This is a genomic window from Paenibacillus nicotianae, from assembly GCF_042681745.1.
GTDB classification, from domain to species: Bacteria; Bacillota; Bacilli; order Paenibacillales; family Paenibacillaceae; genus Saccharibacillus; species Saccharibacillus nicotianae.
The window spans coordinates 1,066,035-1,080,917 of the sequence record NZ_JBHUGF010000010.1; the positions used below are offsets into that span (position 1 = coordinate 1,066,035).

Consider the following 14,883-nt stretch of genomic DNA (forward strand, 5'->3'; position numbering starts at 1 on the left):
CGATTATCTATGTCAGATCAAGACAAAGTGAAAGCAAAGACTTACTGGGTATGGACAGAACTAGCCGAACGTAAGAATCCAGCATACAGTCGCACAGGCTATCCCGTATGGGACACGTATTTATATGAAGCGCCAACATTCATGCTAACCGATGGATTGATTGCAGATGCATCGGAAGTGGATGGAAACGAAGGGCAAGTAACTATGCTAGATTTGGGAGTGTGAGAATATGTGGATCGTATCAGTAAACATGAAATATTATCCGTATATGGCTGAATTTGATGATTATGAAGAAGCACTTAAGTACTATAATGAAGAAATTTCTTATTATGGACGAGAAGAGTATGCAATAGATGAATATACAAATATTTATATGGCTAAGGTAGAAAAATTTGAAAAGTATACAGAGGAAGGTGAAACAGATGGAGAATAACGAAGTCTTTCAACTATGCTTTCCAGGCACTTCCATAGACGAGTCTGCTACATTCGATCGAGTAGAAAAAGAACTGAAGAAAGCGGCGTTCTACGAGCAATATGGATTTGTACGTGATGAAGCGAAAACAACGCCGAGTTACATCTATAAAGAAAACTCAGGCATGGGCGAAATCAGCAAGCAGACTGAGAACATTGCTATTCGCAATATTGATAAAGAAGATTCGCTCCATAGGTCGTACATGAACGTGACAAGAGCACTTAATCGTCTTAGCATGGAACATCGCAACTTAATCACATCACGCTATATGTGCGAACCTGAGCCGATTGATTTGAATGTATACACATCACTGGGCATGTCAGAGCGAACGTACTATAGAGTGAAGAAAGAAGCGTTGTCTAAACTTGCTTACTCGCTCAACTTGGAAGTAAGGACAGAACCGATTGAGGGATAATGGCAGTAACTTGGCAGGATGTTGGCAGGGTATTAGGTGATAAAGCTGTTATAGTAATAGTATAGAAAATTATGAGTGGCGGAAGATAGACGCAAATAAATGACGAATGGGATGTTGTCCCTAGCCGACGGTCTGTGCACAGGTTCGCTAAAAAATATCGGAGAAATTCGTCATGTTCATAGGTGAAAGTCCTATGGCTCATATCGGCTTTTCAGTTGTTTGGCTAGAAATTAAAACAACTACCATATGGATTCATGGGTGAATGGATAAACCACTACACTGCTAACGTAGCGAAGGAGTAATCCTGTGCAGGTTCGAATCCTGCTGAATCCGTTAAATAAAATAATTTCACACAAAGAGACTGGTCTACGGATCGGTCTCTTTTTTATGTGTTGGGAGGGTATAAGATGAAATACTTTAACACTCTATACAACAAGACATTAGGAGAAGCAACAGATTCCGAGTTGTGGCAAGAGATCAATCGACGTGAACAAGAGAAGATACAACAACGTTCCGTAGGTATCTCTTATAGTAAGAAAAAAACGGACAGATGGAATAAAGATCAGGCTGATAAAGCACCGGGAGTAATCAAATTACCATAGTAGGAGGTTTAACAATGACAACGGAAAATCCAGTCGATTTGTTTATTGAACATATCAAAAAAGTTGATGAAAAATCAAAGACATTCTACGAGGATTGCTTTGTTGTTATCAATGATCCTCGAATGATCGGCGAGCGATACGAAGGTGGCAAGCTAGATACGTACTTGAATGACATACAAGGTCATGGGTATGCGCCTGATGAAGTGAAAAAGTACCTTATTGAACTCGCTCAAACCGTAGATCGGACTGAACGCGATGGTTAAACTATCGAACGATGGCACGAGAGACGACGTTACACTGATCAACGGAGCCACTAGTCCGACGAGTGAATTGTATCCTGTTCAACGGACTAAAACGATATTTGTGAGTGTGTCTGGTACAGCAACTTCGGCTTCACTTTCGTTTTCGTCCGTATATGCAGATGGTCAAACGAAGCCAACAACAGGTATCAGTAATGAAAACTTTGCGTTACTCAGTACAGCTACGATTGGAACGGGAGCCAGGTTCTCTGTAGGTGGCACGGATAAATTTAAAGTAACTCTGGACAGCGTATCTGGTGGAAATGTGAGTGTGCTGATAAGGGAGGTCGACTGATGGACATTACCGCTCAAGCTGCAATCGCCCAAGCAGGACTCGCCTTTGCTCAAGCAAACAAAGATACTCGACCGTTTATAGCCAAAGACTACAGTCGTTTCTATATGCTACATGGAACGCTTACCAATACAGCAATAACTACTACAGCAAGTACGACCTATACGTCGCTTACACGTCCATTTATAGCGTCTAAACAGATTAAATTCACGCTCAATAGTACAAACAACGGTGTGCTCACAGTATCGTATTCCCTTGATGGCGTTACCTTCACATCTAAAACAGTAACACTGACTCAAGACCCTGTTTCTAGCAAATACACCTATGAACAAATTGTTGCAGGGCCTGTACTATCTGCATTTTATAAATATGTAGAAACAGCCAGCGCAGGATCAATCTATGGTGGAATCATTTCGCAAGAAAGCGTGGTGGTCTAGTGGCTGATCTTATATTCCCTGATTATCGCGCGAACAGTAATGCCAGTGAGTTCACATTTAGTAGTGGATGGACAACCGGACAAGCCGATAACTCAGGTCATAACGGTGCTTTGTACGCAACAACGTCAACAGCAAATGAAAAATGTACGATTTACAGCGACAGTATCCCATTTACGGATGCTGTTTTATTTATGTATGGATCACAATCAGCAGGAATCGCACAGATTTATGTGGATGGTAACCTGTACACCGAACAAGATTGTTATCTGTATATCGATGGTCAAGCAAATAGCATGAAAAATGCTGCTATGGTTTGGTTAAAAGGACTAACACGCGGACTACACAAGATCGAAGTCGTGTGCAAAGGTGTTGCCGGTGCGAAATCAACAGGTACAACTGTAGGTGTAAATTATATCTACTATTTAGATCCTGATACGCCAGCAGGACAGGCACTGGAAAGTCGCTTGCTTATTGTAGGAGATAGTAATAGCGATCGGCAGGGCGGATGGTGTGACGGTCAATTTAAGACGCTGTTACGTAACTACATGCTAGGTAATCGAATCCAAATTGATTATGCAACACGCCCATCGGGTTCAAGCGACTACATTCGTTTCCTGCGTAATGAAATCGTGGCGAAGCGTCCAGCGATGGTTCAATTGATGCTAGGCACGAACGATTTACCACGTCCTGAGATCATTACGAAAGACAATATCGAACAAGCCATTAAGATATGCCTAACTGAATTTAAGATACCCATTCAAATCAGCACCATTTTGCCACGTAACGGTTTAAATGCCTTTGGATGGAACAAAGTGAATGGTCAAATGCGTGAGTTGTCTCAAAAGTATCATTTACCATTACTTGATTTGAACACTTACGTTACGAACAATATCGTTTCAACAACTACACCTATGCAAGCGGATGGTATCCATCTGGACGCTGTAGGCGATAATTTAGGAGCACACCACTTCTTCGACGTTTTGTTTTCACCCAATAATCCAGCACGAAAACTACTTTAGGGGGTTACAACACATGGACGGTAAGGACTATGGAAAGGGAGTAAGTGAAACCAATCCCGTACCGGTTGTTATCACAGAAGAATTGCCATACTCTATTTCAAAAAAAGGACCGGGCGGCATATCTGGTAACGACACGATTGATCTAAAAGCGAATGTAGTCAAGCAAATGCAGTTATCTGGACATTCCGCTTACTTCCGTAACACGGGATCAACAACGATCTACTATGATAGTCAATCTAATGTTACTAATCGAAAAACGCCATTGTATGCAGGTGCTCGTGTAGGCCCGATTACCGATGCAGACAGTTTGTACTTCGTGTGTAGTGTTGACACCACTCTTCATTATATGTTCGTAGGAGTGATGACCGATGCCCCTTAACGAAGATATGGAGCAACCACCCAAAGCAGGTGCAGCTCCATCCGATGATGCGCTTACGGTATTGATCAATAAAGTCATTGATAGCAACCCGACACGTTTCAAAGGTAAAGACGGCGATAGTGCAACAAACGTTCAAGTGGCAACATCCGTTAAAGCCGTTATTGATGCGAACCCCGATCAGTTCAAAGGTAAACCAGGCGATAAAGGGGAACCAGGTACAGTTCCTTTCACAACACGCATCACTACAGCAACCGATGGCACAGGAACTATCACGTTCCCTGCTAATCGGTTTTCAAGCGTGCCCAAGTTTGTTGATGCCAAAGCCATTACACCGCTTAACGATACAAACAGCTATGTTATTGACATTCTCACTGTAACTACCACAGGTGCAACCGTACGTGCAAGAAAGCTAAACGGTACAGCAGTCAACATCGTGGTAGGCGGTGTAGTAAAAGTTACCGACGTGCCGAGCGTTGCGCTTACTGTACAGATTATTGCGTATGACTGAGGAGGAATAAGGATGTTACCAAGCAATTTACTGCCTGAGAATATTCATCCGTTCGCGAAAATAGAGGATATCCAATTGATCGTAACTGATCGTCGAACCGAAGAAGAAAAAGATTTTCATGAGTTTCTTGCTATGGAATCATTATCAAACGGATTTTCTCTTTCTGGATATGTAACGACAACGTATGAAGAACGCTTTGAAAAAGATATTGCTATCTTTAAAGCCGTGACAAGATACGGCGGTGGTCGTTAATGAGCGGATGGACACCAAACAATGACATCATATCTGATTTGCAAGATGCTCGTGAACGCGTGTTGAAAGATGTTGAAGGAAAGCGTAAACGTGCAATCTATCGTTCTGCTTCTGTACCTGTACATCGCAGCATGGTCATAGTGAGCATTGGAACGACAGACATTCAATTCTAGGAGTGTGACTCATGAAAAAAGTTTTCTTTGATACAGAGTTTACTGGACTACATCAATATACAACATTAATAAGCATTGGTTTAGTTGCAGAAAATGGTAAAAGTTTTTACGCAGAGTTTACCGATTACAATAAGGAGCAAGTCAAACTAGATACATGGTTATTGGAAAATGTGATTGATAATTTGTTGATGAGTGATAAAAAAGAAGCAATTGAGTGCGATAAAAATGGTGATCATTTACAGTATAAAGGTAATACAAAATTCATTGCAAAAAAATTAGAGTTATGGCTAAACGGTTTAGTTGGTAGAGAGAAAATAGAAATGTGGTCAGATTGTTTATCCTATGATTGGGTATTATTTAATCAATTATTTGGTCATGCTTTTAGTATACCTAATTCTGTATATTATATCCCCTTTGATATCTGCACACTAATGAAGATTAAAGACGTTGATCCAGATATTAACCGCGAAGAATATGCTTATGGTAAAGCATCTCACATGGTTGCAGAGCATAAACACAATGCATTACATGATGCTTTAGTCATTAAGAAATGCTATGAGAAATTGATGCAGGAATAGAAAGGAGGAATACACATGTCTGATATGGGCAGACCTCTTCGATTTGAGAGTGTGGAACATCTACAGCACGAGATTGATGACTACTTTAACTCATGCTATGAAGAAGTTTGGTATGAGATTGAAGAGGATGACGGACAGAAGTCATGGCGACCTAGCACCGATCGTTTTGGTCAGATCGAAAAGCAACAGGTTAAACCATTCACCGTATCGGGACTCGCTTATTATTTGGGGACGAACCGACAAACGTTGATGAACTATTCAGAACGTCCTGAGTTTATTGACACTATAAAAAAAGCTAAAGCACGTATTGAAGGATATGTGGAAGAAACACTACTCACATCCAAGAACCCAGCAGGGTCCATTTTCAACCTCAAAAACAATTACGGTTGGGTAGATAAACAAGAAGTTGACCAGACACTTTCCAATAAAGAAGGTGAATCCTTCAGCGTAGCTTCTGCTGTGAAACAATTGACAGTAGAGGAGTTGAGAAAACTTGCTCAATCCAAGTCAGATGACGCAGATTCAAGCTGAAGCATCCAAAGAACTAGCACGTAGAGACTTCTCGTACTTTATGGACTATGACAGTGACTTTCGAGATCGCCCAGGTAAGCATTTGGATTTGTTGGATGAAACACTGATGAAAGTGTCGTCAGGTGAGATTAGACGTTTGATCGTCACCATGCCACCACGTCATGGTAAGTCAGAACGTGTGAGTAAGAAGTTTCCTGCTTGGCATCTAGGCAATCATCCCAATGACGAATTAATCATAGCATCCTATTCCATAGACTTGTGTCGTGGCTTTACTCGTATAGCGAGAGACACCCTGTCTAAGAATGAGGATGTTTTTGGCGTTTTCATTGATCCTGAGAAACGTTCTGCTGAAGAGTGGGGAATCAAAGACACTCGTGGTGCTTGTGTTGCTGCTGGTGTCGGTGGTGGTGTGACAGGGAAAGGTGCTCGCATCGCTATCATTGATGATCCGGTCAAAAACAGTGAAGAAGCTAACTCGCAGGTGATGCGCGACAAGGTATATGAGTGGTATGAATCCACGCTATTCACACGCTTAACCCCTGATGGTCGCGTGATTATCGTTATGACACGTTGGCATGAAGATGATTTGGTGGGCAGACTGCTACGCAAGCAGAAGGAAGATCAAGCCAATGGTGAATTGCAAGATGATCCTTGGACAGTAATCAACTTTCCTGCTATAGCAGAAGACAATGACATCTTGGGCAGAAAGATCAATGATCCATTATGGCCAGAGTATGGATTTGATAAAAAAGTCATGAAGCGTATCAAGAATCAGGTTGGTTCCTACGTATTCAACTCTTTGTATCAACAGCGTCCTTCATCTGCTTCTGGTTCCATCTTCAAGCGTGAACATTTTCAATACTTTAGCGAAGAAACCATTTATAACATTGCTCATTTTGTTATGTCAGATGGTAGACGCTTTGAAAAGAATCGGTGTTGGTGCTTTCAGACAATTGATACTGCTAATAGCATCAAAACTATCAATGATTACTTTGTCGTCACTACTATTTACGTAACACCTGATAATGACATCTTGATCGGTGATGTGTATCGCACACATATTGAAGGCCCTGAACAAAAGCAACTGCTTAAAGAAATGTTTATACGATTCAGACCTAAATTTCAAGCGATTGAGAACATTACATTTGGTACTAACTTGATCCAAGAATGTATACGTGAAGGTATGACAATCCGACCAATCAAGGTGGACAAGGATAAGGTTACACGTTCATTACCTATGTCTGCTCGGTATGAAGTCAAAAAGGTGTACCACAAAGCAGGTACAACGTGGCTAGATGACTTTGAAACAGAAATGATGTCATTCCCACGTGGAGCACATGATGACCAAGTCGATACAATCAGCATGGCAGGTGAAATTGTGTACTCTATCAAAGCTGAAGAAATCAGTGCATGGGTAGCTGCACCCACATCGAAGAGTAAGCGAGCAGAAGCATATGACGAGGACGACGATGAAGATGATGTACAACAAAATTCATTTTGGAGCAGGTGATTTATGGTCTATGCATTGATTGCATCAGCTTTTGTGACAGTCTACTGTATCTTCCGTCTGCATCAGAAGGATGAACAGATACAGGACTTAAACGAACGCCTGATAGCACGTAGTCACAGTGAGTACTTAACCAATACTAATCAAGTGCCAGAAGAGAAAGAAGTAGAATACGAGAAACAATTGAGTTACTTCGATGCACTGAAAGTAAAGAAAGCAGAATAACGAGTGTGATTGAAAGAAGGTGAATCATGAGCATCATTGATCGTGCCAAAGACAAGCTAACCGGTATATTCACCAATAACGCTGTAGAAGATAAACGAGACAACATGAATACCGATACGGAGCAGAAGTTGGTTGATCTCGTACTGAGTGACTTTAACATCTTCAAGTCGGATCGAAGCAAACAAGAAGCACAGTGGGAAAAAGAAGAGGACTTCTATCGTGGTGACCACTGGAAAGGCTTAAGGGATGAAGATGACACTAGCCGTCCTAACGCTACAGATAACTATGTACTCGCTTATACAGAATCAATATGCGGTAAGTTAGCCGGTTGGACACCTTATCCTAACTTCGAAGAGATGGAAGAAAACGATGTAGGCAAGGCTCGTGCATTAAATGACTTTATCCCTTATGAGTTGGGTAAGATTGGCTTCAAGTCAACACATCGCCAGGCTGTTCTGCGTATGGTGAAGCATGGACCGTTGATCTATAAAGTACTGTATGACCCTACTATCGAAGGCGGTAGAGGACAGAATCGATATGAAGGTCGTAACGATGTGATAGCGGTAGATTTTTCAACGTTCTATCCTGATCCGCGTGTAGACAGTTTTAAAAGTATGCACCGTATGGGAGCCATTATTGAACGTACGGTACAGAACATGGAGTACTTTCAGGATCGTTGGAAAGAGAAAGGGAAGTATGTCACCTCAGGAACGACAACAACCAATGTGTTCACCAGTGACAGCTACCAGAATCGCACCAATACAGCAAATTTGCTTGAATATTGGTATCGCGGTGTACCGAAGTATATGAGCAAAGAAGATAAAAAGTTGTTCCGCGAACGCGCACAAGAAACGCTTGAAAAAGGCGTTGACCCTTCGGAGTATGAAGCGAAGGCAAGAGGAACCATGAGCGGTATTCACTGTATTTATATCAGTGAAAGTGGCGTGTTCCTCGAACATAAATCATACATCTACGATCATGGACAGTATCCGTTCTCTGCTCGTACCTTATACCCGCTTGAAGGCAATATATGGGGCAAGGGCTTTGTACGAGACATGATTCAGCCGCAAGTGTTCTTGAATGCTTACAACGAATTGATTATGGACTCAACAAGCCGAATGGGCGTTCCTGCCATCATGTATGAACAGGATGCGATTACCAAGCCGAATACGTGGGCGAACAATCGTTCCAAGACCGGTGCAATGTTGCCAACTGCTCCCGGTGCACTCAGTAGCAATAAGATACGAGAGGTGGAAGGTAAAGATGTGCCCTCGACTATTTTCAATGCAATACAGCTTGGACTTACATCGCTTCAAAAAATTACGGGGCAGTTCGATAGTGCAAACGGTCAAGCAACATCCACCGTAACCAGCGGCGAGCAAGCCAAAGCACTGATGGCGGCGGCTGGTACCAGATTAAATACAGCGTCTGATGTTATCACAGATGCACTACAAGAAGTGTTCATGATGTACGTAGAACTCATTGCACAGTTCTATACCACCGAACGCATAGCGCGTGTGAACGGTAGATCAGTCAGCATGAGTAGGGACGCTATTATTTCCACCATTGACGATACCGAGTGGCAACCGGACGAAATGAGTGGAGACGAACAAGCTGCACCAGAAATGTATCAAAACGAAATAGAAAGCGACATGAATCCTGAGGAACTCCCACCAATGATGGGACAAGAGTCAGATGACATGTCGCTTTCTTCGTTCTCTCCAATGGAACCGCGCATTGTGAAAGAGGAATACGTACCTGAATTTGATATCAAAGTCAATGTAGGTGTGGATAAACCACAGGATCGTGAGTATTGGCTACAGCTTGCATTTAACCTACTCAACTTGCGTGATCCGATTACGAACCTGCCGTTTATCGACGGTCAGGCTATTTCGTTTGTTCTGCAAAATGGTCATTTAGAACCTATGGATGTCATTAAGCAACGTATTGACCAAGAAGCAGGACAGCAACAACAAGTGGAACAGTTGAATCAACAAGCTCAGCAATTGGTTGAGCAGAATCAACAACTACAACAGCAAGTGGAACAACTAGGTGGTCAGCTACAGCAAAGTGATGCACAGACCCAACAGTTCCATCAGCAAACCAAAGCGGCAGAGATTGATCAACGTCAACAACAAATTGACCTTGAAAAAGTGAAAGCTGCTGCACAGATCGCGCAACAAACTAGTAACACAGGGCAGTTTTGAGACTGAATTGCCCTCAACTCATAGCGCCAACCATAGCGCGAAAGGATGAATCACATGATTGAAGGACAGGACAACCAACCAGTTGACCAAAATGAAGAACAAGAAGAGTACCGTGCAGCGTTCGGACTGCCGCCGATTGCGGAAGAACAGGAACAGAACGATGACGAGCAAGATGAACAACCCGAATTTGATGATGTGGACGACGAGCATGACGAAGAAGAAGATCCCGACCAGGATACACCTTCTGAGACTGCACGCAAACTACGCATCAAGTATAACGGTGAAGAACGTGAACTGGATGAAGAAGAAGCCATAACGTTAGCACAAAAAGGGATGAACTACGACAAGCAACAAGAACGCTTGAATAAGCAACAAGAAGCCCTTGACCGTACTGCTCGTATTCACGGTTTCAAGGATCATTCGGATTATATGGATCATTTGGACGATTTTGAGAAAACTCAAATTGACCAACAACGGATGACACTGCAAGAACATGAGCAACAGTTAGTCAATGCGCTAGTCAATGCTGGATACGAAGAGTCAGATGTACGTAATCTGATTGATAGTAATCCGGCTATTCGTGCTGGTCGTGAAGCCTTGCAAAATCGTGAGCAGGAACGTGAGTTAGAACAACAACGCCAACGTGAAGCAGAAGAAAGCAAAGGTTGGGAAGAGTTGTTGGTGGCTTATCCTGATCTATCCAAGCAAGTTCAAGATGGGCGTGCACCGTGGATGACAGAGGAAATGCTTGCCAAGATCAAGCGTGGATACAGCCCGCTCGATGCCTATGAAATCCTCAATCGTGACGAGTTGATGAAAGCACAGCGCAAACGTGCTGAACAAGACGTCATCAAGAACAATCGATTAAACAGACGTGCTGAACAAGTACGTGATGGCAAAGGACAGTATGAGAAACAAGCAACCAGTGAACTGAAGTCAGCCTTTGCTGCATTTGGACTCAATCCAGATCAAGCAAATAAATACGCTAAAAAATAGGAGGAATTACACATGGCTCAAGGATTTAAGTATGTATACAACGATTACGGTAAAGACCCTACTCGTATTACTGAGTTTTTAATGACAGACAATGAAGCAGGCGTTGCAGGTGAAGCTATCAAGTTAGTTGCAGGTCGCGTCACCAAAGCAGGAGCAACAGACGCAATTTTTGGTTTTCTTACAGGTAACGTCACTGCTGGAACCAATCGCGAATGTGAATTGATTCTTGCGCGTGAAGGCGATTGGTACGACGGCGCATACACAGGTACAGCAGCGGCTGGATTTGTGCCAGGTGCAAACGCAGTGACTCTAGCTAGTGATGGTCTCAGTGCCAACTCGGCAACAGTTACAGGTGGCGCTTTATCAGTAGGAGCAATCAATACAAACAAATTAACTGCTCGGTTCAAAGTTAAGAACCGTCAAATGTCCTAAGGGGGAACTAACACATGGTACAAACTAAACCAAAATGGTCAAAAGAGATTTTAGAGCCGATTTTCCGCGAGATTTACACTTTGGATCAATCTGAAAAAATGAAAAAAGATTTCATTTCTATGTTCTATGATCAAATCAACTCTGAAAAAGATGCTGAAAGCTATGAAGGTGTAGGTGCAGGCGGTCTGATGGAAGAGTGGGGTAAATCAGACAATCAAGTCTACTATGAAGATATTGACGAGTTGTGGCAAAAGCGTATTCGTAACCGCAAATGGTCACTAGGTACTCAAATCGATAGAGACTTTATTGATGATGTGAAGTTAACTCAAGTCATTGACCGTATCAAAAAAGTGTCTACCGATACGTTTCGTACACAACAATTACAAGCTGTAGAGTTTTTGAATAACGGTTTCGTTGCGCAAGGACTTAACTATAGAGGAGCATTGTCTAATTATTTAGGCCCAGACGGATTACCTCTGTTCGCGACGAATCACCCATACAGCCCTGTTAATTTAACAGATACCCAGTCCAACATGGGTACATCTACACTTTCTATCGACTCGTTTGATGCAACAGCAGTGGCTATGCAGGAATGGAAAGATGATCGTGGTAACCCGATGCCAGTAATGCCTGATACATTGATCGTTTCACCTTACAATGCACGAGCTGCTTTCAAAATCGCAGGTTTGCCAGATCGTGACTTGCCTGCTTGGGAACCTGGTAGTAACCAATTCAATCCAAACATGTACCAAAGTCATATCAAAGTTATTGTTTGCCCGTGGCTTGCAACAACGGCTGCTAACCGCCAAAACTGGTTTGTTGCCGATTGGGATCGCATGATGGAAATGAACAAATGGCAGTGGAGACGTAAACCGAAAGACGGTTCTATTACAGATTTCGACACAGAAGTAAGTAAATTTAAAGTTGTCGGTCGTTGGGGATTTGGATTTAAAAACTACAGCTTTATCTTCGGTCATAAACCAACAGTATAAACACTATTTCTACTCAAACGGAATATTGTTTTTTTGTGCCCAAAATAGGGGGCTACGGCTCCCTAATAACGGAAATGAGTGAATTTTATGTATCGTGATGAACTGGAATGTCTGAATGCTATACACAGTGAACAAAAGAAAACTAACGAACTGCTTGAGCAGATCCTTAAAGGAGGACTTACGAATGCCACAAACGCCCGAGTTTCTACAGATCACCGACGAGAAGGTGGAAATGCCAGCACAACACAGTCCAAACCTAGTAGCGCTAGTGGACAAGGACGGAAAACAAATTCATCTAGCAACGAAAATCAACGCAGTCAAAGTAGAAGATAGTGAATCTACTACGATTGCGGCGCTTCGTGATGATTATAACGGTCTCTTGGATGTGTTACGTAAAGCAGGAGTTGTTAAATAAGGAGGTCACCACATGTTTGTTAATGAAGTGATCGAGGAAATACAGGAAAAGCTTCCAAACTATCTTAGTCCAGAAAGTATACTCAGGAAAATAACGCAGGTTAGGGATCGCCTTATAAGAAACTATAATGGCGCTCAACAACAGTCTGAAGCAGTTTGTTCCACCTTCGACATGATGGCAGGACAAGAATTGTATCTTTTACCTGCACCTGCTGGAGATATCACAGCTGTAGTTCTTAAATACCGACCGGATGAGTATTATTCACAACCTTATGGATATCATAGCGATTTAGGTCGAGAATGGTACAGTCTTGAAAAAAAACAATTTGATCAAAAGTCAGGTTGGCGTCCTTATTATTATTTCACAGCAGGAAGAATCGGCATACATCCTGTTCCGAAAGTAGATGTGTTGTATGGCATCAAGATTTTCCATAATCCTGTATTAGCGCCATTAGCCACCGCAGATATTGGTAAATATGCTGAAACAGGTTTTGATCCGTCGTTTGATATGTTGTTAGTCTACGGAGTATTGAAAGATATGGCGACAGGTGGTCAAGCTTCAGAGTTTCAAGCGAAGTATCAAGAAATACTGAATGAATATATCACAGCAAATAGTGGATACGAGAACTATCGTGTTCGCGGAAGGTGGTAAAGAATGTCCGATCGTTATCCTTACCGTAATACAAGCGAAGATATCGCTAATGGTGCGCCACCTCTTTATGAAACACCTCTAGGCGCTCAGAAGAAAGCTGATGCGGCTAGAGAAGCGGCGGAAGATGTTGCTGATAAAGCATTACAATCACATCGTTCTCAAGGCGGTAACGAACATCCCGTTGCTACAGATCTGAGTTCTGGTTTTATGAGTGGTCCAGATAAGAGCAAATTAGACTCTGTTCTTAATGGCGCAGAACCCAATCAAAATGCTTTTTCATCTGTTAATAACTTAACAGCAAAAAACGAACAAGATTCTCTCAATGTCGTGGGATTAACAGGGATAGATGTCACTACAAATCCAATGACAAATACATTAAGCATAACAGCTACAGGCACTGCAACACCCGGAAAGCATGCTTCATCTCACCTACCGTCTGGTTCCGATCCTATTCCAATTGCAACCGATACCGAAGGTGGTTTGTTAAGTGCGGCTGATTTCAAACAAATCAAAAGTAACAAAGCTTCTTCAGAAAAAATATTAGCTAACTCACAAGATGCTTATATCAATATCAAAGATTTCGGAGCGCTGTGTAATGGAACAAACGATGATACTACAGCTGTGCAAAATGCAGTTAATTTTGCTAAAAGCAAAGGTGGTGGAATTGTTCTTTTACCAGAAAAAACAACATTTAATGCAGGAAATGTTACCTATTATGAAGATGTTTTTATCTTTGATCTTTCACAAAAAGGTATTAATATCAATGACTACGTGTCAAGCCCGAACCCGACAATGATTTTGAGACGAAATGCACAGTTTAACGGTGGAACGCCCGGATTTACAAATTCTGCAATGACGACCTATACGACAGTCGGTAAAAATGTAACTTCATTCGAATGGGGGATTACTAGCTGTTTGTACAACAGTGCAGATGCAGGTGAAAACACTTCGATTTATGGTAAGTCTGTTAAATACTCTACAGGGCCTACTTTTGCTGGAGTGTTTGAAGCTAGAGACGGTACGGGAAACAGCACATCAGGTGCGCTAATCGGATTAGAGGTCGATGTATTCTGCAACGGTTCTGATACAGGTTCACGAGTCGGCATTGATATTGTAGTAGGTAAAGGAGTAGACGCTAATGCTTCTGGAGTTGCAAGTGTAGGCTTACGAATTGGTCCGCAAAACGGAGACAATCGCAATGGTTCATTTGCAACAGGCATTTTAACAGCTGGTAATTTTACCAATGCAATTAATATCGGTGGTGGATCGGTACGAGGGATCACTTTAACTGGTAGCTTTGCAGTTGGGATTGATACATCAAGCGGAACATTTTCATCTGAAGCAATACGCATGGGGGCGAACCAAAAGTTTTCTTTCGAGTCTACAGGTTCTATCTATATGAGTTACAATTCGTCTAATGGGTATATTGAATTCTTTCGTAGCGGCAATCGAGTTGGTTTCATTAAAACGTTAGGTCCCGACCATGAGTTGTGAGGTGAAC

General features: G+C 42.2%; 22 protein-coding genes and 1 tRNA gene. All 23 read left to right on the forward strand.

The features are described 5' to 3' along the window. Positions 1 to 9: 9 nt before the first annotated feature. The 23 genes from ACFSGI_RS08910 (at position 10) to ACFSGI_RS09020 (ending at position 14,876) form a co-directional block, all read left to right on the forward strand. Positions 10 to 225 (forward strand): hypothetical protein, encoded by a 216-nt coding sequence (locus tag ACFSGI_RS08910; RefSeq protein ID WP_204823780.1) that lies wholly within the window; start codon positions 10 to 12, stop codon positions 223 to 225. Between the two features lie 43 nt (positions 226 to 268). After that, on the forward strand, positions 269 to 433 hold the full coding sequence (locus ACFSGI_RS08915; protein WP_379282996.1) for a hypothetical protein: 165 nt from the start codon (positions 269 to 271) through the stop codon (positions 431 to 433). Further along, the gene (locus ACFSGI_RS08920) at positions 423 to 887 is read left to right on the forward strand and encodes an ArpU family phage packaging/lysis transcriptional regulator (RefSeq protein ID WP_204823782.1); all 465 of its coding nucleotides are present in this window, start codon (positions 423 to 425) and stop codon (positions 885 to 887) included. Before ACFSGI_RS08915 ends, ACFSGI_RS08920 begins: the two co-directional genes overlap by 11 nt. Positions 888 to 1,135: 248 nt before the next feature. After that, a tRNA-Ser gene (locus ACFSGI_RS08925) sits at positions 1,136 to 1,220 on the forward strand. 74 nt (positions 1,221 to 1,294) lie between these two features. Further along, positions 1,295 to 1,489: a hypothetical protein gene (locus tag ACFSGI_RS08930; RefSeq protein WP_204823783.1), complete on the forward strand. Its 195-nt coding sequence runs from the start codon at positions 1,295 to 1,297 to the stop codon at positions 1,487 to 1,489. 14 nt (positions 1,490 to 1,503) lie between these two features. Continuing rightward, a complete protein-coding gene (locus ACFSGI_RS08935) occupies positions 1,504 to 1,752 on the forward strand; it encodes a hypothetical protein (protein ID WP_204823784.1) in 249 nt (82 codons plus the stop codon). A gap of 330 nt (positions 1,753 to 2,082) precedes the next feature. Further along, the gene (locus ACFSGI_RS08940; protein ID WP_204823785.1) at positions 2,083 to 2,517 is read left to right on the forward strand and encodes a hypothetical protein; all 435 of its coding nucleotides are present in this window, start codon (positions 2,083 to 2,085) and stop codon (positions 2,515 to 2,517) included. Continuing rightward, positions 2,517 to 3,536 carry an SGNH/GDSL hydrolase family protein gene (locus ACFSGI_RS08945; RefSeq protein ID WP_204823786.1) on the forward strand — a complete coding sequence of 340 codons (1,020 nt, stop codon included), beginning with the start codon at positions 2,517 to 2,519 and terminating at the stop codon, positions 3,534 to 3,536. Before ACFSGI_RS08940 ends, ACFSGI_RS08945 begins: the two co-directional genes overlap by 1 nt. A 13-nt stretch (positions 3,537 to 3,549) precedes the next feature. After that, entirely contained in the window at positions 3,550 to 3,915 is a 366-nt protein-coding gene (locus ACFSGI_RS08950; RefSeq protein ID WP_204823787.1) for a hypothetical protein, read from the forward strand. Further along, positions 3,905 to 4,423 carry a hypothetical protein gene (locus ACFSGI_RS08955; RefSeq protein ID WP_204823788.1) on the forward strand — a complete coding sequence of 173 codons (519 nt, stop codon included), beginning with the start codon at positions 3,905 to 3,907 and terminating at the stop codon, positions 4,421 to 4,423. The genes ACFSGI_RS08950 and ACFSGI_RS08955 overlap by 11 nt, the downstream gene beginning before the upstream one ends. A gap of 12 nt (positions 4,424 to 4,435) precedes the next feature. Next, complete coding sequence (locus ACFSGI_RS08960; protein ID WP_204823789.1) at positions 4,436 to 4,675, forward strand: hypothetical protein; 240 nt, start codon at positions 4,436 to 4,438, stop codon at positions 4,673 to 4,675. Beyond that, on the forward strand, positions 4,675 to 4,848 hold the full coding sequence (locus ACFSGI_RS08965; protein WP_204823790.1) for a hypothetical protein: 174 nt from the start codon (positions 4,675 to 4,677) through the stop codon (positions 4,846 to 4,848). The genes ACFSGI_RS08960 and ACFSGI_RS08965 overlap by 1 nt, the downstream gene beginning before the upstream one ends. 11 nt (positions 4,849 to 4,859) lie before the next feature. Further along, the gene (locus ACFSGI_RS08970; RefSeq protein WP_204823791.1) at positions 4,860 to 5,426 is read left to right on the forward strand and encodes a 3'-5' exoribonuclease domain-containing protein; all 567 of its coding nucleotides are present in this window, start codon (positions 4,860 to 4,862) and stop codon (positions 5,424 to 5,426) included. Between the two features lie 15 nt (positions 5,427 to 5,441). After that, positions 5,442 to 5,957: a terminase small subunit gene (locus ACFSGI_RS08975; protein ID WP_204823792.1), complete on the forward strand. Its 516-nt coding sequence runs from the start codon at positions 5,442 to 5,444 to the stop codon at positions 5,955 to 5,957. Continuing rightward, on the forward strand, positions 5,920 to 7,467 hold the full coding sequence (gene terL, locus ACFSGI_RS08980) for a phage terminase large subunit (RefSeq protein WP_379283002.1): 1,548 nt from the start codon (positions 5,920 to 5,922) through the stop codon (positions 7,465 to 7,467). Before ACFSGI_RS08975 ends, terL begins: the two co-directional genes overlap by 38 nt. Before the next feature lie 3 nt (positions 7,468 to 7,470). Beyond that, positions 7,471 to 7,689, forward strand: a complete 219-nt coding sequence (locus ACFSGI_RS08985) for a hypothetical protein (RefSeq protein ID WP_204823793.1) — start codon at positions 7,471 to 7,473, stop codon at positions 7,687 to 7,689. Positions 7,690 to 7,715: 26 nt separating this feature from the next. Next, positions 7,716 to 9,896, forward strand: a complete 2,181-nt coding sequence (locus ACFSGI_RS08990) for a portal protein (RefSeq protein WP_204823794.1) — start codon at positions 7,716 to 7,718, stop codon at positions 9,894 to 9,896. 54 nt (positions 9,897 to 9,950) lie between these two features. Then, complete coding sequence (locus tag ACFSGI_RS08995; RefSeq protein ID WP_204823795.1) at positions 9,951 to 10,892, forward strand: hypothetical protein; 942 nt, start codon at positions 9,951 to 9,953, stop codon at positions 10,890 to 10,892. A 12-nt stretch (positions 10,893 to 10,904) separates the two neighbouring features. Continuing rightward, the gene (locus ACFSGI_RS09000; protein WP_204823796.1) at positions 10,905 to 11,324 is read left to right on the forward strand and encodes a hypothetical protein; all 420 of its coding nucleotides are present in this window, start codon (positions 10,905 to 10,907) and stop codon (positions 11,322 to 11,324) included. Between the two features lie 14 nt (positions 11,325 to 11,338). Then, a complete protein-coding gene (locus ACFSGI_RS09005; RefSeq protein WP_204823797.1) occupies positions 11,339 to 12,316 on the forward strand; it encodes a Mu-like prophage major head subunit gpT family protein in 978 nt (325 codons plus the stop codon). A 184-nt stretch (positions 12,317 to 12,500) separates the two neighbouring features. After that, complete coding sequence (locus ACFSGI_RS09010) at positions 12,501 to 12,731, forward strand: hypothetical protein (RefSeq protein WP_204823798.1); 231 nt, start codon at positions 12,501 to 12,503, stop codon at positions 12,729 to 12,731. A gap of 12 nt (positions 12,732 to 12,743) precedes the next feature. Then, positions 12,744 to 13,382, forward strand: coding sequence for a phage adaptor protein (locus ACFSGI_RS09015; RefSeq protein WP_204823799.1), 639 nt, complete (start codon positions 12,744 to 12,746; stop codon positions 13,380 to 13,382). Positions 13,383 to 13,385: 3 nt separating this feature from the next. Then, entirely contained in the window at positions 13,386 to 14,876 is a 1,491-nt protein-coding gene (locus ACFSGI_RS09020) for a pectate lyase family protein (protein ID WP_204823800.1), read from the forward strand. Positions 14,877 to 14,883: the final 7 nt, after the last annotated feature.